Source organism: Microbulbifer sp. VAAF005 (assembly GCF_030012985.1).
Lineage (GTDB): Bacteria > Pseudomonadota > Gammaproteobacteria > Pseudomonadales > Cellvibrionaceae > Microbulbifer.
In genome coordinates this window covers 1,459,097-1,480,368 of sequence record NZ_CP120233.1, presented here as the reverse complement: position 1 = coordinate 1,480,368, position 21,272 = coordinate 1,459,097, and the positions used below count along the sequence as shown (strand labels likewise).

Sequence of the window (21,272 nt, the reverse complement as noted above, 5' to 3'; positions counted from 1 at the left end):
TATTGCCGACCTCCGCAAGCTTTGCAGTCGTATATTCGATTACCCGCGCTGGAGAATGACTTCCATAACCAGCTTACTACCAAAATAGGCAAGTAGTAGGGCGGCGAAAGCGCTTAAGGTCCAACGCACAGCGGTATTGCCTCTCCAGCCTAACCTCCAGTGTCCCCATAGGAGTATGGTGTAAAGAACCCAGGCGACCATAGAGAGGATGGTTTTGTGTATTGGCCCCTCTTCAAACAAATTGCCAACAAAGACGAAACCGGTCAGCAGGGAGGCGGTGAGCAGTAGTTGCCCGAAAGTGATCAGGCCGAACAGCAGTGATTCCATACTCTGCAATGGTGGCAGAAGACGGGTGGCGCCTACCGGCCTGTGGTTGTGCAGCTGCTGGTTAAGGTAATAGAGATAGATCGCCTGAAGGGTAGCCAGGGTCAGCAGCGAATAGGCAGAAATAGACAATAGAGCGTGTACCGCAATGCCGGTAGAGATCTGTTGATGTGGCGTTACGGTGCCCCAAATATGGGATGCGGCAAATTCAGTGGCGGCTCCCACTGGTGCGAAAATAAGAATAAGTAGAGTAAGTGGCCGGCCAGCGGCCAGGATCAATAATAGAAAGTTAACTACCCAAGAAATCAGCGAGAGCATTGCCAGCAGGTCAAAGCGATAGCCTTCGGGTGAAAAGAGAACATGTCCCAGGGATATTCCGTGGGTGACAAGTGCACCCGCCAAAAGGCTGAGAAGCAGATTGGAATTCGGCTGTTGTTTTCGGGCCAGAGCCGCACCTGCAACTATGGTTGTGGCCAGGTAGAGAGCGATAGCTGTCCAGTGGGCGAAAGCCGCCATGGGTAAATCCGTGTCTTCATTATTGCGTTAGGGCAGGAGTGTGTCATAGCCAGTTGAAACAAGGAAGACTTGCGATATTTCGGCTGTGGCGAGACCTGGGCTATACTGCCGCGCCTCAGAGAGGGAGTTGCAGTTTGCTCCCCCTAATTTCGCGCCCCTCCGCACTGGGGTTGAGTCCGTAAACGGAGAGATCGAGACGAATTTATGTTCGATAACCTGAGTGACCGCTTATCGGCGGCCTTAAAGAAAGTTACCGGTAAAGCGCGCCTTACGGATGACAATATCCGCGATACTTTGCGCGAAGTGCGCAAGGCGCTGTTGGAGGCGGATGTCGCTCTGCCAGTGGTTAAGGCATTTGTTCAGCAAGTGCGCACCGCTGCGGTAGGACAGAAGGTTAGCAAGGCTCTCAACCCGGGCCAGCAGTTCGTCAAGATTGTTCAGGATGAGCTGGTTAAGGTGATGGGGGCGGCTGCAGAGCCTCTCAACCTCGCCGTGCAACCTCCGGCGGTAATCCTGATGGCGGGCCTCCAGGGCGCTGGTAAAACCACCAGTGTGGCCAAACTGGCCAAGTACCTGCAGGAGCGTGAAAAGAAAAAAGTCATGGTGGTGAGTGCGGACGTCTACCGCCCCGCCGCTATCAAGCAGCTGGAGACCTTGGCCGGTGAAGTGGGGGCACAGTTTTACCCCTCTACAGCTGAGCAGAAACCGCTGGATATTGCCAAGGGTGCTGTGGACGCTGCCCGCAAACAATTTGCCGATGTGCTGATTGTGGATACCGCTGGTCGACTGCATGTGGACTCCGAGCTGATGGATGAGATCCGTGAGCTGCACAGCGAGTTGGACCCGGCGGAAACCCTGTTCGTGATCGACGCAATGATCGGTCAGGATGCGGTAAATACCGCAAGTGCCTTTAATGATGCACTGCCGCTGACCGGTGTGATTCTCACCAAGGCCGATGGCGATGCCCGTGGTGGTGCCGCTCTCTCCGTGCGTCACGTCACCGGTAAGCCAATCAAGTTTATCGGTGTTGGTGAAAAGACCGACGCCCTGGAAACCTTCCACCCGGATCGTATCGCCTCCCGTATCCTGGGTATGGGTGACATTCTGTCTCTGATTGAAGAAGCAGAGCAGAAGATTGATAAAGAGAAAGCCGAAAAGCTGGTTAAGAAGGTCCAGAAGGGTAAAGGCTTTGACCTGGAAGACCTGCGCGATCAGCTGCAGCAAATGCAAAACATGGGTGGCTTTGGCTCCCTGTTGGAGAAAATGCCAGGCATGGGCGGTGTAGCGCAGGCTGCACAACAGGCCGATATGGGCAAAGAATTTAAGCGTATGGATGCATTGATTTCCTCCATGACTCCGGCCGAACGCCGCAACCCTGACCTTCTTAACGGTTCGCGCAAGCGCCGCATCGTTGCCGGTTCTGGCACCCAGCTACAGGACTTGAATCGCCTGCTCAAGCAGCACAAGCAGATGGGCAAGATGATGAAGAAGCTCAAAGGCGGGGGCATGGGCAAAATGATGCGCGGCCTCGGCGGCCTGCCCGGTATGGGCGGTGGTATGCCTGGCGGTATGGGCGGTATGCCTGGAGGCCTGCCACCGGGCCTCAAAAGAAGTAGAGAACCGCAGTTCTCCGGGCGGCTTGGCGACCCTATACAAATCTGGGGTGGTACATTAGAATACGCCGCCTTTCTGCCGGCCCTGCTGCCGGTAAAAAGTTGTTGTGGTGACTGCTTAGTGCGGTTGCCTAGTGTTGAACCTATAGGAAAGTTACATGGTAACCATTCGTTTGGCCCGTGGTGGTGCTAAAAAGCGCCCGTTTTATCATCTGACCGTTACCGACAGCCGCAAATCTCGCGACGGTCGTTTTATTGAGCGTGTTGGTTTCTTCAACCCGGTTGCCCGTGGTCAGGAAGAGCGTCTGCGTGTTGATCGCGAGCGTGTTGATTTCTGGCTGGGTCGTGGCGCACAGGTTTCTGACCGCGTCGGCAAGCTTCTGAAAGAATCTGCTTAATTTGCGCGTAAGTGGTGCTCCTGTGACAGATAACGGAAAACCTTCCGAAGAGTTGGTCACGGTTGGGCGCGTTACTACCGTTTATGGTGTGCGCGGCTGGGTCAAGGTTCACTCCTATACCGAGCCGATGGACAACATCCTGCAGTTCCCTAATTGGCGCTTGCAGGGGCCGAAAGGTTGGGAAGCTCTCGAAATTGACGCTGGTAAGCGTCACGGCAAGGGCTTGATCGTACATGTGAAAGGCATTGATGACCGCGATTTGGCGGCTCGACTTTGCCAGCGCGATATTGCTGTAGCTCGTGAACTGATGCCTGAGCTTGAGCATGGTGAGTATTACTGGCACCAGCTCGAAGGGTTAAAGGTTGTCAGCCATTTCGATGGCGAAGATCACGACTTTGGTACCGTTGCTCGCATGATGGAAACTGGCGCCAACGATGTAATGGTGGTGCGCGGTGGAGCGGATAAGCGCGAGCGCTTGATTCCCTATCTACCTGATCAGTTTATTACCAATATTGACCTGGAAGTCGGTGTAATAACCGTCGACTGGGACCCGGCTTTTTAAGGCGTAGGAGCGATGACAAAACGAATCGCTCTGGTAAGCATTTTTCCGGAGATGTTTGCCGCATTGACCGAGTATGGCGTCAGTGGACGGGCTGTGAAAGATGGCCTTTTAGAAGTTCGCTGTTGGAATCCTCGGGACTTTACCAGTGACAGGCACCGGACTGTGGACGATCGCCCTTACGGCGGCGGACCGGGAATGGTGATGTTGGCTGAGCCCCTTTACCAGGCTCTCGAGGCTGCTCGAGCTTGGGCTGGTGAAGATGGTGAATCTGTACGCAGTATCTACATGTCTCCCCAGGGTCGACAGCTCGATCAGGGTGGAGTGGAGCAGCTGTCTGCAGCTGGCAACCTGGTGTTGTTGGCGGGGCGCTACGAAGGTGTGGATGAGCGTATCGTCGAATCTATGATCGACGAGGAGTGGTCCATTGGTGACTATGTCCTCAGCGGTGGCGAACTGGCTGCTATGGTGATGGTGGATGCTATTACCCGCTTGATTCCCGGCGCACTTGGACACAACCAATCGGCGGTTGAGGACTCTTTCTCCTCTGGCCTGCTGGACTGCCCACACTACACCCGACCGGAACAATATCGGGGAGTAGCGGTACCGGAAGTTTTGCTTTCCGGCAACCATGAAAGAATACGCCGCTGGCGCCTGAAGCAGGCATTGGCGCGCACGCAACAGCGACGCCCGGACTTATTGAAAGGGTTGGAGCTGAGCGATGAGCAGAAGTTGTTGCTGGATGAGATCCAGCGGGAACAGAAGCTCGAAGAAAATTGAGGCCGAATTCGCCGGGAGGCGCGAGTAGTTCGGTGAACTAGCTGAGAAGCTACACAATCTGTATTTGGGAGCGATCCAAATGACTAACAAAATTATCCAGCAGCTGGAGCAGGAACAGCTGAAGAGCGAAGTACCTCCCTTCGCACCGGGCGACACTGTAATCGTTCAGGTAAAAGTAAAAGAGGGCAACCGTGAGCGTCTGCAGGCGTTCGAAGGCGTGGTTATCGGTAAGCGCAACCGTGGTCTGAACTCCTCCTTCACCGTGCGTAAAATTTCCCACGGTGTTGGCGTTGAGCGTACTTTCCAGACTCACAGCCCGATGGTTGACAGCCTCAAGGTTAAGCGTCGCGGTGACGTGCGTCAGGCCAAGCTGTACTACCTCCGCAGCCTGACTGGTAAAGCTGCACGTATCAAAGAGAAGCTCAACTAAGCTCTCCTTGATCGCAGAAAAAGGCCGAAGCGTACGCTTCGGCCTTTTTTGTATGTGGGTTACGAGCAGCTTATTTGGTGTGCCAGATGGGGTCTGCTTGCCTTAACTGACATAAATGGACACGGGCTTGCCCTGGCGCGGGGATACAGTCAATTTCGCTAAAGCGCTCACGTCTTGCGGTGTTTTGCGTAGTCCAAGGTGACTGGATATGTTAAAACGTGCCAATTAGGTTCGCAGCGGCAAAGAGCTGCCATACTGGCTGGAGCTGAAGGCCGATGATTAAGTCGAAGCCCAATGAGAATTTAAGGAGCAATTGGTAATGACGCTTATCAAGAAGCCGCTGGCAATCGCTGGCGCGCTACTCAGTCTGGTGGGCTCTGCAGCGTTGGCAGAAGTCGATACCAACGTTGTTAAAACCATCAAGACACGCCTTGAGGCGAGTAATCCCAAAGCAACCTATGGAGAGGTACGGGAGAGTCCAATTGAAGGGCTTTACGAAGTGGATGTCGATGACGGCAACACGACCCTGTTCGTCTCTGCTGATGGCAATCACTTTGTTTATGGCGATCTCTACCAGGTGAAGGCTGGCGGTGTTGCCAACCTTTCCGAGCAGCGTAGAGCGACGCGCCGCGCTGCGGTTATGGGCGCCCTTGATACAGAGGATATGATTGTCTTCTCCCCGAAAGGTGAAACCAAGGCAAGCGTTTATGTATTTACCGATGTGGACTGCGGTTACTGCCGCAAGCTGCACCAGGATGTGCCCGAGTTGAACAAGCGCGGTATCGAAGTGCGCTACCTGGCGTTCCCGCGCGGTGGTCTTAACTCCCTGGGATATCGCAAACTGGCAACTGCATGGTGTGCGGAAGATAGCAACAAGACGCTGACTGCACTTAAGAACCGTGAAAACGTGCCTTTGGATGTCTGTAAGACAAACCCGGTGGCAGCTCAATACAAGTTGGGCAACGAGGCTATCGATGTGCGCGGTACGCCGACTATCGTGATGGAAGATGGTCGGGTCGTTCCCGGTTACTTACCACCGGATCGCCTGCTTAAAGAGCTGGGAATTTAAGCCCGGCTGATAGCTAAAAAACCGGCAGCCGAGAGGCCGCCGGTTTTTGTTTTTAAGCAGGGTTTTTAATTTCTACTTTTCTCGGCTGGGTCATATTCTCCGGCGCGAGGATATCGTTCAGTTCCTCCTCACTCAGTAACCCCTCATCAAGGATTAACTGCTTCACACTGGCACCGGTAATTAGTGCCTGCTTGGCGATGCGGGTGGCATTTTCATAGCCAATAAACGGGTTTACCGCAGTAATCAGGCCGATGCTGTTCTCAACCAGTTGCAGGCAGTGCTCTTCGTTGGCAGTGATGCCGCTCACACAACGATCCGCAAGCGTGGTCATGGCTTGGGTCATCAGGCGCATGGACTGTAGCAGGTTAAAGGCGATTACTGGCTCCATTACATTGAGCTGCAGCTGGCCGGATTCAGCAGCCAGGGTAATCGTGAGGTCGTTGCCGATCACCTGGTAGGCAACCTGGTTAACCACTTCGGGAATAACCGGGTTGACCTTGCCGGGCATAATGGATGAGCCGGGTTGCATCGGCGGCAGGTTAATTTCATTGAGGCCAGCGCGAGGGCCGCTGGAAATCAGGCGTAAATCGCTGCAAATTTTCGAGATCTTAACGGCGATGCGTTTCATGACGCCGGAGAACATCACGAAGGCGCCCATGTCGGAGGTGGCTTCCACCAGGTTTTCTGCGCAGATAAAATCGATGCCGGAAATTTCTGACAGCGCGTTAACAACCAGCTGGCGATATTCCGGGTCGGTATTAATGCCGGTGCCGATCGCGGTACCACCCATATTGATCTCTTTGAATAGGGCGACCAGCTCCTTAACTCTGTCGGCATCTTCGCGCACAGTGGCGGCGAAGGCGGCAAACTCCTGGCCCAGGGTCATAGGTACCGCATCTTGGAGTTGGGTGCGCCCCATTTTAATTACTGAGGCAAACTCTTTGGCCTTCTTGTCGAACTCAACGCACAAGCTCTCCATGGACTGAACCAGGTCGCTGTAGCTGAGCAGAATGGCCAGGTTTATTGAGGTTGGATAAACATCATTGGTAGATTGCGACAGGTTTACATGGTTGTTGGGGTGTACTTTTTTGTACTCGGCTTTGTTGTGACCGAGTAATTCCAGTGCGCGGTTGGCAATCACCTCATTGGCATTCATATTGGTAGAAGTGCCGGCGCCGCCCTGAATCATATCTACTAAAAATTGATCGTGCAGTTTGCCATCGATAATCTCGTCACAGGCAGTGGCAATCGCATCTTGCAGTTTGGGCTCCAGGTAGCCGAGCTGTCCATTGGCCCTGGCCGCAGCTTTTTTTACCATCGCCAGTGCTTTTACCAGATTGGGGAAGTGGTTCAGGGTAATTCCGGTAATCTGGAAATTTTCCAAAGCGCGCAAAGTTTGAATGCCAAAATAGACATCGGCCGGTACTTCGCGCTCACCCAATAAGTCTTTCTCCAAGCGGGTTTCTGCACCTGCACTAAAAACCGGCATTGGTTTGAGTGTGTGGAAATCGTTGGTCATCAGTTTCTCTTCTCTTCATCGTATGGGCCTGTGTGGGGTGAGGTAATATCCCCACCTCCCGCAAGCCTCGTGTTGGGGTAATTTAGTAATTAATTGGGAAGTATTTTTAGAGTGGTGTCGCAAAGAAACTCTGCGGCCCCTCTGTAGAGGTTGCGCGAATATTCTCGCGAATATTTCTGTTGATCTCTTCGGACTCAGGACCAAAAACACCGCATAGTTTCAGTGCATTTTTTATGCTGATGTTGCGACCGAGAGATTCGAGAACTACTTTTGTGCAGACGGGCTCACGCCTGTCACTGGCGGATGCTCCCAATTTTAATCCGGATAAATAGCTGACTCGGCTTTTATAGGTGGGGTATAAAATAGTTTGTGCGATTTCATTGTGAGTCAAGGATTCATAGCCGACCAAAAAAATACGATCGGCAAGAAAGAGCAGCATGCCTTTATAGCGGGATTTATACCACTCGTCCCTGTCCGGGTAGCGCATTCGTTCGAAGCGCTGAAAATAATACCCATCACCATTCGACTCAATATGCAGCAGGCTGCGAATAATATGGTCGGAGAAGGTCATGGAGTAGTGGTACTCGAAATAGAAGCCTAAATATTTATCGGCCCGCCCCTGGGACTCCCGCATCAGAATATCAATATCGCGATTGTAAGGTCTGGCGGGGAGGCTGTCGGAGACGGGCGCGTTGCGCACGCGAACAATTTGGCTGAATTGCTCGTGGGGCATCACGATTTCATGGGGCTCTACGCCAAAAAAATGACATATCTTTCCCAGGGTATACTGGGAGGGTTGAGTGTTGCCGTTGAGATATTTATTGAACTGGGCACGGTTTACCCCAATTCGCCGGCACACCTCGGCTATGGATGGGTAGAAGCTGCACAGAAGGCGGAGGTTTTGCGAAAAATCGTTGCTCATCGGTATTTTGCTTCTGGATAGAGGGGGTCCCTTCAAACCCTGTTAATCACTCAGTTCCTTATAAAGGGCGAAGCCATATGGCTTCGCCAATAATTCCAGTTTCTATCAGTCGGGGTGGTTGCATTCTCCGCACAATGGGCGCTGCAAAAGGGTTTTGATTTCCTTGTCGGGATAGCCCATTGCCAACAGGTGGTTGAGCTTTACAAAACAGGCTTCGCTAGTCATATCCAGGCCACCTATAACACCGGCATCAAGCAGGGCGGAGCCCGCAGCGTATTTACCCAGATCTACCTGGTGCTCCAAGCACTGGGACACTGCTACACAGATAGTGCCGAGCTTTGAAGCCTTCTCAAGTTGCTCGGTAAATGCACTGTCGTCAGTCGGCGCATTGCCGGTGCCGTATGTTTCAATAATCAGGCCCTTGGGGCGGCTCTCCAAAATTTTCTCAATCAGTGAGGGGGATATACCGGGGAATAGTTTCAGCAAAATCACTCCGCCATTGGCGTCTGCGGGAATCTGAAACTGAGGTTCACCGGTGGGAACCAGCAGGGCGTTGTGATCGATATTGACCTGGATACCCACTTCCCCGAGGCAGGGGTAATTGGGGCTGCTAAAAGCGTCTAATGAGCCGGAGCTGACCTTTACTGCGCGGTTGCCGCGTAGAAGTTTGCCGTTGAAGTAGAGGCAGACTTCCCTGATATCGTCGGAGCCGCTTAATAGTAGCGCCGCGATTAAGTTGTTATAGGCGTCGCTGCGCATTTCTCGAAGAGGGATCTGGGAGCCGGTGACGACTACAGGCTTTTCTATGCCTTGCAGGGCAAAGGACAGTGCTGAGGCGGTGTAGGCCATGGTGTCGGTGCCGTGCAGCACCAAAAAGCCTGAGTACTGGCTATAGTTGTCGCGTATCAGGCTGGCAATGTGATACCAGTCCTTTGGTCGCATATTGGCGCTATCCAGCAGTGGGTCGAGTGCCTGGAAATCGTATTGTGGAAGCTGGCCGATAACATCTTGTAAGAGGCGGCCCAGTGCGCCTTCCAGGTCAGCGTCGGGTACATAGCCCGATTCGCTTCGGCGCATTCCCAGGGTTCCACCTGTGTAAAGGATTAGGGTTTTCTTCATTACTCGACCACTATCTGAGTCCGGATTCAGTGCGCCCTATTTTGTTCAAAGGCGCGGTGGATGCAATTTCGCAGGTTGCTGTTACCTGATGCTAGTAGATGCTTCTATAGCATCTACTGAGGACGCTATAGGTTTCAAGTAGTGATTTTAGGTGACAAAAGTTTCGACTGCTCTCTCGCCGGAAGTGGTGCCTTTATGGCGCAATTATATTGACTTTTTCACGCTTCGCTCGGTAAGGTTGTTGATCTTTTGTCAATTTTATTTGCATTTATTGCGCAGCTTCCTGTGATGGCACAGTGAGCCACATCGGGGGATAGATCCCGGCCTGGTTCGCTGCCCCGAGGTAATTGCGCGGAGGAACATTGTGAGCGCAACAGTGGAAGAGACTGCGGAGGCGGAGGCTCAGGTGGTTGTAAAAAAGGCACCCCGTGCCGTGCGGATTGGTATCTGTGGCTTGGGTACCGTCGGTAGCGGAACGGTGAATGTACTGGCGCGCAATGGACGGGAAATTGCTGCCCGTTGTGGTCGCGCCCTGGTCATTGAACAAATAGGTGCGCGCCGCGATAACGCACACTGTGATACCAGCCAGATAAACGTTACCCGGGAAATTTTCGATGTCGCCAATAATCCCAACGTGGATATTTTGGTGGAGCTTATCGGTGGTACTACGGTAGCCAAGGAGCTGGTGCGCACAGCGATTGAAAATGGCAAGCATGTTGTCACCGCTAACAAGGCGTTGATTGCCGAACACGGCAACGAGCTGTTTGAGCTGGCCGCAAAGCACAATGTCACTATTGCCTATGAGGCGGCAGTAGCTGGCGGTATTCCTATTATTAAATCCCTGCGCGAAGGATTGGTGGGCAACCAGGTGCAGTGGCTCGCCGGAATTATTAATGGCACCGGCAATTACATCCTCACTGAGATGCGGGAAAAAGGGCGGAGCTTTGATGAAGCTCTGGCCCAGGCCCAAGCATTAGGATATGCAGAAGCGGACCCCACTTTTGATGTGGAAGGTATCGATGCTGCTCACAAGCTGGTGATTATGGCTTCCCTGGCATTTGCTATGCCGCTCGCTTTTGACAAGGTGTACACCGAAGGCATTAGCCGGATCTGTAGTGAAGATATTCGCTACGCCGATGAGCTGGGATACCGTATCAAGCACCTGGGGATTGCGCGTCGCACCGGCAAGGGCGTGGAGTTGCGGGTGCACCCGACCTTAATCCCCCAGCGCCGCCTGATCGCCAACGTAAACGGCGTTATGAATGCGGTGCTGGTCAGCGGCGATGCTGTGGGACCAACCCTGTATTACGGCGCTGGTGCGGGCGATGAAGCCACGGCATCGGCAGTGATTGCCGATCTTGTTGATGTGGCCCGCACTCTTGAGGCCAAGCCGGAGCACAGAGTGCCGGCAGCGGGTGTCGCTCTTGCGAACCAAGGGGGAACCCAGGTTCTGCCGGAAGAAGATGTTATTACCAGTTATTACCTGCGTATCGCCGCCCACGACAAGCCCGGTGTCATGTCTCAGGTGGCAACCATTTGCAGTGATCAAGGCATCAGCATCGAGGCTCTGATCCAGCACGAACCGGTTGAAGGTGAGGCACTTGTCCCGGTGGTGATTTTGACCAGCCGAGCCGATGAAGCCAGCCTCCGCCAAGCGGTTGCACAAATAGAGGCGTTGGAAACGGTCGAAGGTGAAGTCGTCAGGATTCGTGTCGAGAGCCTCGGATAAACCCCGCGGGCGCCGAGTGACATAATCCCGGGCTCGGTGCCCCAATCAATAAACTCCCCAGCCAGCGATAAGAGCCAAGAAATACTGTGAAATTTGTCAGCACACGCGGCAGCGCGCCGTCTCTCTCCTTCGCCGATACCGTACTAACAGGTCTTGCCAGCGATGGAGGCCTCTATGTTCCCGAGACTTTGCCGAAGTTTTCTCGCGAGGAAATTGCCTCTATGGCGGGGCTCGATTACGAGCAGCTGGCCTTTCGCATTATCCAGCCGTTTGTGGGGGATGATCTCAGTGATGAAGAGCTGAGCGGTATTATCGGACGTTCCTACAAGCACTTCCGCCACAAGGCTATTGCCCCGCTGGTGCAGACGGACACGAATGAGTGGGTGCTCGAGTTGTTTCACGGGCCCACCCTGGCATTTAAAGATTTTGCCTTGCAGTTCCTCGGTCAACTTTTTGATCACCTGCTGAAAAAGCGCGGTGAAAGAGTGGTGGTAATGGGAGCAACTTCTGGTGATACCGGTTCGGCCGCGATCGAAGGTTGCCGCCATTGCGACAATATCGATATTTTTATTCTGCACCCCCATAACCGTGTGTCTGAAGTCCAGCGACGCCAGATGACCACAGTGCAGTCGGATAACGTATTTAATATCGCTCTCGAAGGTAATTTCGACGATTGCCAGAATATGGTGAAAGCGAGTTTTGCCGATCAATCATTCCTGCCCGATGGACGCCGCCTGGTAGCGGTTAACTCCATTAACTGGGCGCGGATTATGGCGCAGATCGTCTATTACTTTTATGCCGCCCTGCGCCTGGGGGCGCCGGATAAAACCGTTAATTTCTCTGTGCCCACCGGTAATTTTGGCGATATTTTTGCCGGTTACTTGGCGAGGCAGATGGGATTGCCTATCGACCAATTGATAATTGCGACCAATGCCAACGATATTCTGCATCGTTGCATCAGCGGCAATGACCACACTCCCAAACCACTGGTGCACAGCTTGTCTCCCAGTATGGATATTATGGTGTCGAGCAACTTTGAGCGATTGCTGTTTGATCTCTACGGTCGCGATGGCGCGTCGGTTGCTGAATTGCTGGCGGATCGCAGCCAGCCCATGCATTTGAGTGAATCGGCCCTGGGCAAAGCGAGAGAAGTTTTCTCCTCTAGCCGTGTGGATGACAAGCGCACGGTTGAAGTGATTGGCGAGACTTTCAGCTCCTGCGAATATCTGCTCGATCCGCATACAGCTATCGGGGTTGAAGCCGCAAGACAGGTACGTCACTCCACCGAACAGCCCATGGTTTGCTTATCTACCGCACACCCGGCAAAATTCCCCGATGCCGTGGCCCAGGCCCTGCCAGAAAAAGAGATTCCTCTGCCGAGTCATATGCAGGATCTCTGGCAGCGGGAGGAGCGCTTCAAGGTATTGCCCAATAACTTGTCCCAAGTACACGACTATATGGCGACGATGCTGTCAGAAGGCAGTTAATCGGCACACTGTCGTGCAATAAGCGGCAACCGATTAGCTATTAGTTTGCTGAGAAATACATTGAGTACAAAAATTCAGCGACGGCCAGTGGATTTGTCTACTGGCCGTTTTGCTTCTGAAACACCAAAAATATTGCAGCGTGTCCTGTTGGGGCGGGGGATTGTCAGCGAAGAAGCGTTGGATCACAGCCTCTCTCAATTACAGAGCCCGCAGAGTATGCGAGGGCTGGAGGCTGCCGTTTCCTTGCTGGTGGATGCTATCCACGGGCAAAAGAAAATCCTTATCGTGGGGGATTTCGATGCGGATGGAGCCACCAGTAGCACCTTGGGGGTGTTGGCCCTGGGTGCAATGGGCGCGCCGGGGGTGGAGTACCTGGTGCCGAATCGCTTTGACTTCGGCTACGGGCTGACTCCAGAAATTGTCGAGGTAGCCAAAGATTATCAGCCCGATCTGCTGATCACCGTAGATAACGGTATTAGCAGTATCGAGGGCGTGGCAGCGGCAAAAGCTGCTGGTATGAAAGTGATTGTGACGGATCACCACCTGCCCGGAAGTGAGCTGCCGCAGGCGGATGCCATCGTAAACCCGAACCAGCCGGATTGTGACTTTCCCAGCAAGAATCTCGCTGGGGTGGGGGTGATCTTTTATCTGCTCAGCCGTTTGCGCACGGCCCTACAGCAGAGTGGGTGGTTTGAGCAGAGCGGTATCGCCCCGCCCAATATGGCCGAATACCTGGATTTGGTCGCCTTGGGTACTGTGGCCGACCTGGTCCCACTGGATCACAACAACCGGATTCTGGTTCACCAGGGCATCGCCCGTATCCGCGCCGGCCGCTGCCGGCCCGGTATTGCCGCCCTGATGGAGGTTGCCGGGCGCGACCAGCGCAGGCTCTCCACCACAGATATTGGTTTTATTTTGGGGCCGCGTATTAATGCGGCTGGTCGTCTCGACGATATCGGCACCGGTATCCGCTGCCTGCTCACCCGCGATCCCAGTGAAGCGCGGGAGCTGGCCGGCGAGCTGGACGCCCTGAACCGGGATCGCAAAGCGATCGAGCAGGGGATGCAGCGGGAGGCAATGGCGGCCCTGGATGAGTTGCGCCTGGAGGGCGAAATTCCCTGGAGTTTGTGTCTGTACGATGCCAACTGGCATCAAGGTGTGGTGGGTATTTTGGCCAGCCGTATCAAAGAGAAATTCCACCGCCCGGTGATCGCATTTGCTGAGGGTGACAACGGCCTGGTGAAGGGCTCTGCGCGTTCGATTCCCGGGCTGCATATTCGCGATGCCCTGAGTGACGTAGCCGCCGCTCATCCGGACCTGATCAGCAAGTTCGGTGGCCACGCCATGGCGGCGGGGCTGAGCTTACCCCAGGAAAACCTGGAGGCTTTCCGCAACGCTTTTGAGCAGGTGGTGCGCAACCGCCTGAATGAAAACCAGCTGCACGCGGTTATCGACTCTGACGGTGAGTTGGAATCTGGGGATTACACATTGCACACGGCAGCTATGTTGCGCGCTTGCGCGCCCTGGGGACAGGCGTTTCCAGAGCCGGTATTCGACGGTGAATTCCTGTTGCTGCAACAGCGCATTGTCGGCGAGCGCCATTTAAAAATGGTGGTGGCGCCGCCCCAGGCACCGCAATTAGCGCTGGATGCTATTGCTTTTAATGTGGACACCGAGCAGTGGCCGCAGCCCACGGAAAGAGTGCGCCTGGCTTTTAAGCTCGATGTTAATGAATTTCGCGGGCGGGAATCCCTGCAATTAATGGTGAGCCTGTTAGAAGCGGTATAGGGTTTACTTTATTTCTGGCCGCTGGGAAATCAGGAAGTTTTTCGCAGTGGCTCCCAAGTTGTTTGGAAGTAAAAAGTAGTGAAACGTAAACAAGTTCAGGCCGAAGTCCTACTGTTATTAGCCGCTCTTTTCTGGGGCGTAGCCTTTGTGCCGCAAAAGATTGCCATGGCGGATATTGAGCCACTGGCATTTAACGCATGGCGTTTTATTCTCGGTGGTTTAATCCTGATTCCCATCGTTTACTGGTTGTCCTCCCGTCGCGATGCCCAGCCCGGTGAAGCCGAGGGACAATTGGTGAATCACACCTGGCGCGCCTGCCTGCCCGGTGGCGCACTGTTGGGTTTTTGGCTGTTTCTCGGCGCGGCACTGCAACAGGTGAGCCTGCTTTATACCACTGCCGGCCGCGCCGGATTTATTACCGGTTTTTATTTACTGCTGGTGCCGGTGATCGGTTTGTCCCTGGGGCATAAAACCAACCGCTGGACCTGGATGGGAATTGGTCTCGCTTTGTTTGGCCTCTATTGGCTGGCGGACTTCAGTGAAGAATCCCAGCTGGTGGGCGACTTAATGGTATTTGCCAGTGCCTTTGTTTTTGCCATCCAGGTATTGACGGCGGATCGATTGGTAAAACGCTACGATGCCCTGCGGCTGGCCTGTATCCAGTTCCTGGTGTGTGGCCTTTTGTCCGCTGTAGCTTCGCTATTTACCGAAGAGGCGACACTGCAATCGGCGATCGATGCGGCTTGGCCTATTGCCTATATGATGATTTTCTCCACGGCACTGGCGTTTACTTTCCAGCTCTTGGCCCAACGCTACGCCGCGCCTTCTCACGCTACCGTAATTATGAGCCTGGAGGCAGTTTTCGCCCTGGCGGCGGGCTGGCTATTCCTCAATGAAATGCTCAATACCACGGAGTTAATTGGCTGTGGTTTGATGCTGGCGGGGATGCTGGTCAGTCACTACGGCAACCACAGCGGTACTCACCACTAGGAATATCAATGGAATTATCGACACTGGCACTCTTTGTTCCCGCAAGCTTCTTTGCCTCGGTCACACCGGGGCTCTGCATGATGCTATCGCTCAGTCTGGGAATTACCCTGGGCGTGCGCCAGACTCTGTGGATGATGGTGGGGGAGTTGATCGGTGTTGCGTCGGTGGCGATTACCTCTGCACTCGGTGCTGCGGTATTGATGGTTCAGTATCCGACTTTATTTCAGCTGTTCAAATACTGCGGGGCCGCCTATTTGGCCTGGATCGGCGTGCAGATGTGGCGCTCCCGGGGGCAGCTGGCTCTGATGGATCAGGGTGATACGGTCGATGCTAGCCGACCATCGCGAAGAGCGCTGGCACTACAGGGTTTTGTCACTGCTGTGGCTAACCCCAAGGGCTGGGCGTTTTTTATTGCGTTATTACCGCCATTTATTAACGATGCCAAACCCCTGGTACCGCAGCTCTCAGTCTTGCTGGCGATATTGCTGCTTTTGGAGGCGTTGTGCCTGCTGATTTATGCCAGTGGCGGCCAGGCTTTGAGTCGATTATTGGAGCGGTCTGAAAATGTGCGTTTGGTTAATCGGATTTCTGGTACTTTGATGCTATCGGTGGGAGCCTGGTTGGCGTTATCCTGACACGGCTATTTATCGCTTTATGGAGGATGTTCTGTGCTGAAAAAACGGTTGTCATTCTTATGGGTATGGGCCCTGATTATCTCGGTGGCGGCTTGCGGCCAGTCGAGGGAGGAGAAAGCGATGGAGAACGAGGTTGAGAACACACCCGGCGCGGCGGAACCCGAAGTCGCACCCACGTCTCCTGCAGCGACTATGAGGCCAGGGGAAATGGTGTGGATTTACCGCGGCAGTGGCAGCAAGCAGTGCGAAGGGGGTGGTATGACCCTTCAGCAGAGCCAGGCCAAGTTGAGTGACAATGGGGTGAAGGTACAGGAGTCCCGCTGTGGAGTCCGCACCGACAGGATGTTCCCCGCCGTATGTGGCGCACCCACTGGAGATATCCTGATGCACTTGGTCGGTATGGATGCCCTGGATGCCTCAATTGAGCTGGGATATAGCCCCGCCGAGAAAGTGCAGTATCAGTTTGCTGCCTGTCGGGACAACAGTGCCTGAGTTGAAACCTTAAGTGGGGTAATCGTGAACATTTCCCAGGCCGCAGAGAATTCGGGCCTCAGTGCCAAGGCCCTGCGGCACTACGAAAATATTGGCCTGGTGGTGCCCGGCCGCTCCGCTAATGGCTATCGGGATTACTCAACTGCCGATGTCGAAACCCTCTGCTTCGTGCGCCGCGCGCGGGCCTGCGGCTTTACTACTGAGGAGGTCCGGGCGCTACTGGGGTTGCGGGATAACCCGGAGCGCCACAGCCGCGAGACCAAAGACCTGGTCAATCACAAGCTCGGGCAGCTCGAAGAGCAGTTGCAGATCCTGCTGGGGATGCGCGCAACCTTGCGGGCCTTTGCCGATAGCTGCGCCGGCAATGAGTCCCCAGACTGCGCAATTCTGGAAAAGCTCTCGGGACAGACCGCCTAGTAGAGGATTTGCCGCCATATCAGCTCCTATCTGACTGGAAGGACCCCCGCGCGCTGCGGTAGAATGCGCGCCGCTTTTTATTTTGTCCGGACACCAAAGTTCATGGAAATCAATCCCCTCCTAAATCAATTAAAAGACCTTGAAGAGCGCACTGACGTTCTTAGGGGGTATCTTTGACTACGCCAGCAAGAAAGAACGCCTTACGGAAGTAGAGCTGGAGCTGGCCGAGCCGAGCGTTTGGGACGATCCTAATCGCGCTCAGGATCTGGGGCGCGAGCGCTCTTCCCTGGAAACGGTGGTTAATACCATCGAAAACCTCGATTCGGGCATCGCCGATTGCCGCGAGCTGCTGGAAATGGCGGTTGAGGAAAATGATGAGGACTCCGTAGGGGAGGTCTCTGCTGAGGTTGAAGGCCTCCAGGAACAGTTAGGGGTTTTGGAATTCCGCCGTATGTTCTCCGGTGAAAATGATGAGAACAATGCCTACCTGGATATCCAAGCGGGCTCTGGTGGCACCGAGGCCCAGGACTGGGCGGAAATGATTTTGCGTATGTATCTGCGCTGGGGTGAAGCCCACGGCTTCAAGACCACCCTGGAAGAGGTTTCCGCGGGTGAAGTTGCCGGTATTAAGAGTGCCACCGTGCACTTCGCAGGCGACCACGCCTTCGGTTGGTTGCGTACCGAGACCGGGGTACACCGCCTGGTGCGCAAATCGCCGTTTGACTCCGGCAATCGCCGTCACACCTCTTTCAGCTCGATATTTGTCTCCCCGGAAATCGATGACAATATTGAAATTGATATCGATAAATCCCAGGTGCGTGAAGATACCTACCGCGCGTCCGGCGCCGGTGGTCAGCACGTGAACAAAACCGACTCTGCGGTGCGTTTGACCCACTTGGAAACCAATATTGTGGTGCAGTGCCAGAGTGAGCGCTCCCAGCACCAAAACCGTGATAAAGCCTGGAAAATGCTGCGTGCAAAAATGTACGAGCAGGAAATGCTCAAGCGCAACGCAGAGAAACAGGCCATGGAAGACAGCAAGGCCGACATCGGTTGGGGCAGCCAGATCCGCTCCTACGTGTTGGACGACCAGCGTATCAAGGACCTGCGCACCAATGTCCAGACCAGTAACTGCCAGGCAGTACTGGACGGAGACCTGGACCAATTTATCGAAGCCAGCCTCAAAGCCGGCCTCTGATTTAAAGTCTCCACTCTCACCGCGCCCCTCGTCGATGAGGGGCAATATCAATCACAAAACTGATAGATCACCATGACTGATATCCAGCAAGACGAAAACAAACTGATCGCCGAGCGCCGCACCAAGCTTTCCGCTCTGCGCGAGAAGGGCAATGCTTTCCCCAACAGTTTTCGCCGCGAGAACCTCGCTGCCGACCTGCAAGCTGAGTTCGGCGATAAACAGAAAGAGGAGCTGGAAGAACTGGGTAAACGGGCGTGCGTAGCAGGGCGAATCCTGGCTAAACGCGGACCCTTTATGGTGATCCAGGATGTGTCTGACCGCATCCAGCTCTACGCCGATAAAGCGGCACAGAAAGATATTAAAGAGCGCTTCGGTGCCTGGGATATCGGCGATATCGTCGGCGTAAAAGGCACACTGCACAAATCCGGCAAGGGCGATCTCTACGTCAACTGTGAAGAGTACAGCCTGCTGACCAAAGCGCTGCGCCCGCTGCCGGAAAAATTTCACGGCATCGCCGATCAGGAAATGCGTTATCGCCAGCGCTACGTGGACCTGATCGCCACGCCGGAAGCCCGCGAAGTGTTCCGCGTGCGCTCCAAAGTGATTGAGTACATCCGCGACTTCCTCAACGCCCAGCAGTTTATGGAAGTGGAAACGCCCATGCTGCAAGTTATTCCCGGTGGTGCCAGCGCGCGTCCGTTCGTTACCCACCACAATGCGCTGGATATCGATATGTACCTGCGTATTGCCCCGGAGCTGTACCTGAAGCGTCTGGTTGTGGGTGGTTTTGAGCGGGTTTACGAGATCAACCGCAACTTCCGCAACGAGGGCCTGTCCACGCGCCACAACCCCGAATTCACGATGCTTGAGTTCTACCAGGCGTACGCGGACTACAACGACCTGATGGATCTCACCGAGAAGATGCTGCGCGGTATCTGTGAAGATGTACTGGGCTCCACCACTGTGGAATACCAGGACAGCAGCTACGACTTCTCCAAGCCGTTCGCGCGTTTGTCTGTGTTCGACTCCATCCTGCACTACAACCCGGAACTCACTGCGGCCGATATCGACAATATCGAATCCGCCCGCGCGGTAGCCGAGAAGCTGGAAATCCCGCTGAAAGAAAGCTGGGGCCTGGGTAAGGTACAGATCGAGATCTTCGAGAAGACTGTAGAGCACCGTCTCGACCAGCCGACCTTTATCACTGAGTACCCAACCGAAGTGTCTCCCTTGGCTCGCCGTAACGATGACAATCCGTTTGTCACCGACCGCTTTGAATTCTTCGTTGGAGGCCGCGAGATAGCCAATGGTTTCTCCGAGTTGAACGACGCGGAAGATCAGGCCGAGCGCTTCAAAGCCCAGGTTGCGGAGAAAGATGCCGGTGATGATGAAGCCATGCATTACGACGCCGACTATATCCGCGCGCTGGAATACGGCCTGCCACCCACCGCTGGTGAGGGCATCGGTATCGACCGTCTGGTAATGCTGTTTACCAACTCTCCGTCGATTCGCGACGTACTCCTATTCCCGCATATGCGCCCTGAAGCGAACGACTAATCGCTTCTCACTGCCGGGTAGTTTTACCTGCCCGGCAGTATTTCCTCCCCCTATGCCGCAGGTTTCCTCACTCTGAAACTTCCCTCAGCTCTATCTATCCTTATTCATTGGTGCTCTATGGAGCCTCGAATGATTTGGAGCGGTTGCTGCTATGAAACAGGGACAGGCGAAAGAGAAAAGCGCAAGGCAAATATTGGCGCTAACGCTCTGTAGCTTTATCTCCTGTACCGCCGCTGCGCAAAGTTCGGAGCCTGCACCAGCTGTCAGCCTAACTTCCAAAGATCCCGATGACTGGCGCTTCCTTGCCACTCCCTACCTTTTCCTCCCGCTTCGCACTAAAGGGACTTCCACTGTCGCTGACACCAGTGTCGATATAGACCTGGATTTAAGCAAAACCCTGGAACTGCTCAACGCTGCATTTTCTGTGCGCCTGGAAGCCTGGAAAGGGCGCTTTGGGGTAGTTGCGGATCTCTACTATGTGCACCTTAGATTGGATAAGGGAGCAACCATAACCCCGCCGCGAAACCCACAGCTGGATATCGATGTAGATATTGATGTAGAGGTGGATGCTCGCCAGGGCTGGATAAATGCCCTGGCGGGTTACCGGATTTTAGAAGGGAACCTGGCTAATAGTGGGCGAAAGTACTTCGTTGATGTGGGAGCGGGTTTGCGCTGGAACCGATTAAAGCAGGAAGTGAAAGCACGAGCGGGAATTAATATAGGCCCCAGACCCGAATTCAGGAATCGCCTTGGAGGCAAACAGAGTTGGTGGGAACCTACACTGTCTGCGCGAGGTGCTATCGGAATTACTGAATGCCTAACCATTGCTGTACGCACGGAACTGGGAGGCTTTGGCGCTGGGGGTGATGACTTACAGTGGAATCTACTAGCCGGTTTCGACTGGCGCGCCTGGAAAACCACCTCACTGCGTTTTGGGTATCAGTATTACAGTATTGATTATTCCGATCGGCTTTCTGACGGGCGTTTTGCTTATGATATTACTCAGCATGGGCCGTATATTGCGGCGACTTGGCGGTGGTAGTTGAACGAGTTCAGTTTTCGATTTAAGCGCGTGGGTCCGCTCAATGATCTTCTTAGTGACCGTTATTTATGAAGAGGCTAAGATTTTTAGAGTAATAATCTTAAAATCAAAGAGTTGGTTATCTATCTGCAACATTTGATAGTGGTTATATTGATCATACTTTTTTATTTGGTTCGATGGTCTCGTTTATGTACATCTAATTGAAATGATAGTGAAAGGTAAATGTGAGCAGTTGATTTACATTTGAAATAGTAGTCAAGATAATAGTGGTTTGAGGGCTAACATATGAATAAAATGCACAATCATGACAAATAAAATCAAACGAAAATTACATATTGGAAATAGCATTTATTTCTGGGTAGCTAATCAAGAGAATCTTTTTTTGTGCCCATACAAGGAATTTCATATTCGAGTACATCTTGCTAGAAACACCAAATCTCTATTGTATATAGATGCTAGTAGTTGGTACTTTACTCTGTCACCAAAGTCTGTAAGAGAGGCTGTAGAATTTGCATTGAGTTCAGGCTGGGAGCCAAAAGCTGCAGGCAAAAAAATGTATGTTTCAATTAATGGGAGCGGGTACTACACCTTGCCGCCGGGGCTAAAATATGACTTTGAGCGACAAGGCAATAGTGTATTACAAACGTAGGTGCAGCGATGGCTTTTCCGTTTCGTCTTAGTATTCACT

Annotated in this window: 21 protein-coding genes; 17 read left to right on the top strand and 4 right to left on the bottom strand. The window is 53.6% G+C overall.

The features are described 5' to 3' along the window. Window positions 1-39 precede the first annotated feature (39 nt). A complete protein-coding gene (locus tag P0078_RS06615; protein ID WP_282933662.1) occupies window positions 40-840 on the bottom strand; it encodes a cytochrome C assembly family protein in 801 nt (266 codons plus the stop codon). A gap of 204 nt (window positions 841-1,044) precedes the next feature. Between P0078_RS06615 and ffh the strand changes: the two genes are divergently transcribed. The 6 genes from ffh (at window position 1,045) to P0078_RS06585 (ending at window position 5,689) form a co-directional block, all read left to right on the top strand. Next, window positions 1,045-2,646: a signal recognition particle protein gene (gene ffh, locus P0078_RS06610; protein WP_282933661.1), complete on the top strand. Its 1,602-nt coding sequence runs from the start codon at window positions 1,045-1,047 to the stop codon at window positions 2,644-2,646. Further along, window positions 2,612-2,851: a 30S ribosomal protein S16 gene (gene rpsP / locus P0078_RS06605; protein ID WP_108733998.1), complete on the top strand. Its 240-nt coding sequence runs from the start codon at window positions 2,612-2,614 to the stop codon at window positions 2,849-2,851. The genes ffh and rpsP overlap by 35 nt, the downstream gene beginning before the upstream one ends. Window positions 2,852-2,873: 22 nt before the next feature. Continuing rightward, window positions 2,874-3,413: a ribosome maturation factor RimM gene (gene rimM / locus P0078_RS06600; protein ID WP_108735295.1), complete on the top strand. Its 540-nt coding sequence runs from the start codon at window positions 2,874-2,876 to the stop codon at window positions 3,411-3,413. A 12-nt stretch (window positions 3,414-3,425) separates the two neighbouring features. Continuing rightward, complete coding sequence (trmD, locus tag P0078_RS06595; protein WP_282933660.1) at window positions 3,426-4,190, top strand: tRNA (guanosine(37)-N1)-methyltransferase TrmD; 765 nt, start codon at window positions 3,426-3,428, stop codon at window positions 4,188-4,190. Window positions 4,191-4,263: 73 nt separating this feature from the next. Beyond that, entirely contained in the window at window positions 4,264-4,620 is a 357-nt protein-coding gene (gene rplS, locus P0078_RS06590; RefSeq protein ID WP_282934563.1) for a 50S ribosomal protein L19, read from the top strand. Window positions 4,621-4,939: 319 nt separating this feature from the next. After that, window positions 4,940-5,689, top strand: coding sequence for a DsbC family protein (locus P0078_RS06585; protein WP_282933659.1), 750 nt, complete (start codon window positions 4,940-4,942; stop codon window positions 5,687-5,689). Between the two features lie 52 nt (window positions 5,690-5,741). Here P0078_RS06585 and aspA read toward each other — a convergent pair whose 3' ends face one another. The 3 genes from aspA to P0078_RS06570 form a co-directional block, all read right to left on the bottom strand. Continuing rightward, entirely contained in the window at window positions 5,742-7,208 is a 1,467-nt protein-coding gene (gene aspA, locus P0078_RS06580; protein ID WP_282933658.1) for an aspartate ammonia-lyase, read from the bottom strand. A gap of 106 nt (window positions 7,209-7,314) precedes the next feature. Further along, window positions 7,315-8,130, bottom strand: a complete 816-nt coding sequence (locus P0078_RS06575) for a helix-turn-helix domain-containing protein (protein ID WP_282933657.1) — start codon at window positions 8,128-8,130, stop codon at window positions 7,315-7,317. A 105-nt stretch (window positions 8,131-8,235) separates the two neighbouring features. Further along, on the bottom strand, window positions 8,236-9,249 hold the full coding sequence (locus tag P0078_RS06570; RefSeq protein ID WP_282933656.1) for an asparaginase: 1,014 nt from the start codon (window positions 9,247-9,249) through the stop codon (window positions 8,236-8,238). Between the two features lie 406 nt (window positions 9,250-9,655). Between P0078_RS06570 and P0078_RS06565 the strand changes: the two genes are divergently transcribed. From P0078_RS06565 to P0078_RS06515, 11 genes are all read left to right on the top strand, one after another. After that, a complete protein-coding gene (locus tag P0078_RS06565; RefSeq protein WP_282934562.1) occupies window positions 9,656-10,978 on the top strand; it encodes a homoserine dehydrogenase in 1,323 nt (440 codons plus the stop codon). 86 nt (window positions 10,979-11,064) lie between these two features. Beyond that, on the top strand, window positions 11,065-12,465 hold the full coding sequence (gene thrC / locus P0078_RS06560) for a threonine synthase (RefSeq protein ID WP_282933655.1): 1,401 nt from the start codon (window positions 11,065-11,067) through the stop codon (window positions 12,463-12,465). 60 nt (window positions 12,466-12,525) lie between these two features. Then, window positions 12,526-14,253 carry a single-stranded-DNA-specific exonuclease RecJ gene (gene recJ / locus P0078_RS06555; protein WP_282933654.1) on the top strand — a complete coding sequence of 576 codons (1,728 nt, stop codon included), beginning with the start codon at window positions 12,526-12,528 and terminating at the stop codon, window positions 14,251-14,253. Window positions 14,254-14,331: 78 nt separating this feature from the next. Continuing rightward, window positions 14,332-15,243 (top strand): DMT family transporter, encoded by a 912-nt coding sequence (locus P0078_RS06550; protein ID WP_282933653.1) that lies wholly within the window; start codon window positions 14,332-14,334, stop codon window positions 15,241-15,243. 8 nt (window positions 15,244-15,251) lie between these two features. Then, entirely contained in the window at window positions 15,252-15,878 is a 627-nt protein-coding gene (locus P0078_RS06545; RefSeq protein WP_282933652.1) for a LysE family translocator, read from the top strand. A 33-nt stretch (window positions 15,879-15,911) separates the two neighbouring features. Then, a complete protein-coding gene (locus tag P0078_RS06540) occupies window positions 15,912-16,370 on the top strand; it encodes a hypothetical protein (RefSeq protein ID WP_282933651.1) in 459 nt (152 codons plus the stop codon). Between the two features lie 24 nt (window positions 16,371-16,394). Further along, a complete protein-coding gene (locus tag P0078_RS06535; RefSeq protein ID WP_282933650.1) occupies window positions 16,395-16,787 on the top strand; it encodes a MerR family transcriptional regulator in 393 nt (130 codons plus the stop codon). 102 nt (window positions 16,788-16,889) lie between these two features. Further along, window positions 16,890-17,985 (top strand): peptide chain release factor 2 gene (gene prfB, locus P0078_RS06530; protein ID WP_282933649.1). Its coding sequence is split into 2 segments (ribosomal slippage): window positions 16,890-16,961 and window positions 16,963-17,985, totalling 1,095 coding nucleotides; the frame shifts between segments, so codons are not numbered across the junction. A 72-nt stretch (window positions 17,986-18,057) separates the two neighbouring features. Beyond that, window positions 18,058-19,542, top strand: coding sequence for a lysine--tRNA ligase (gene lysS / locus P0078_RS06525; RefSeq protein ID WP_282933648.1), 1,485 nt, complete (start codon window positions 18,058-18,060; stop codon window positions 19,540-19,542). 151 nt (window positions 19,543-19,693) lie between these two features. After that, complete coding sequence (locus P0078_RS06520) at window positions 19,694-20,584, top strand: hypothetical protein (RefSeq protein ID WP_282933647.1); 891 nt, start codon at window positions 19,694-19,696, stop codon at window positions 20,582-20,584. 304 nt (window positions 20,585-20,888) lie between these two features. Beyond that, window positions 20,889-21,233: a hypothetical protein gene (locus P0078_RS06515; protein ID WP_282933646.1), complete on the top strand. Its 345-nt coding sequence runs from the start codon at window positions 20,889-20,891 to the stop codon at window positions 21,231-21,233. The last annotated feature ends 39 nt before the right edge of the window (window positions 21,234-21,272 follow it).

Excerpts from the sequence above, each read along its gene's own strand:
- P0078_RS06575 (WP_282933657.1), bottom strand. The coding sequence starts at position 8,130 with ATGAGCAACGATTTTTCGCAAAACCTCCGCCTTCTGTGCAGCTTCTAC.
- P0078_RS06545 (WP_282933652.1), top strand. The coding sequence starts at position 15,252 with ATGGAATTATCGACACTGGCACTCTTTGTTCCCGCAAGCTTCTTTGCC.
- lysS (WP_282933648.1), top strand. The coding sequence starts at position 18,058 with ATGACTGATATCCAGCAAGACGAAAACAAACTGATCGCCGAGCGCCGC.
- trmD (WP_282933660.1), top strand. The coding sequence starts at position 3,426 with ATGACAAAACGAATCGCTCTGGTAAGCATTTTTCCGGAGATGTTTGCC.
- P0078_RS06520 (WP_282933647.1), top strand. The coding sequence starts at position 19,694 with ATGAAACAGGGACAGGCGAAAGAGAAAAGCGCAAGGCAAATATTGGCG.
- P0078_RS06515 (WP_282933646.1), top strand. The coding sequence starts at position 20,889 with ATGACAAATAAAATCAAACGAAAATTACATATTGGAAATAGCATTTAT.
- ffh (WP_282933661.1), top strand. The coding sequence starts at position 1,045 with ATGTTCGATAACCTGAGTGACCGCTTATCGGCGGCCTTAAAGAAAGTT.
- P0078_RS06615 (WP_282933662.1), bottom strand. The coding sequence starts at position 840 with ATGGCGGCTTTCGCCCACTGGACAGCTATCGCTCTCTACCTGGCCACA.
- rpsP (WP_108733998.1), top strand. The coding sequence starts at position 2,612 with ATGGTAACCATTCGTTTGGCCCGTGGTGGTGCTAAAAAGCGCCCGTTT.
- P0078_RS06570 (WP_282933656.1), bottom strand. The coding sequence starts at position 9,249 with ATGAAGAAAACCCTAATCCTTTACACAGGTGGAACCCTGGGAATGCGC.
- aspA (WP_282933658.1), bottom strand. The coding sequence starts at position 7,208 with ATGACCAACGATTTCCACACACTCAAACCAATGCCGGTTTTTAGTGCA.
- P0078_RS06585 (WP_282933659.1), top strand. The coding sequence starts at position 4,940 with ATGACGCTTATCAAGAAGCCGCTGGCAATCGCTGGCGCGCTACTCAGT.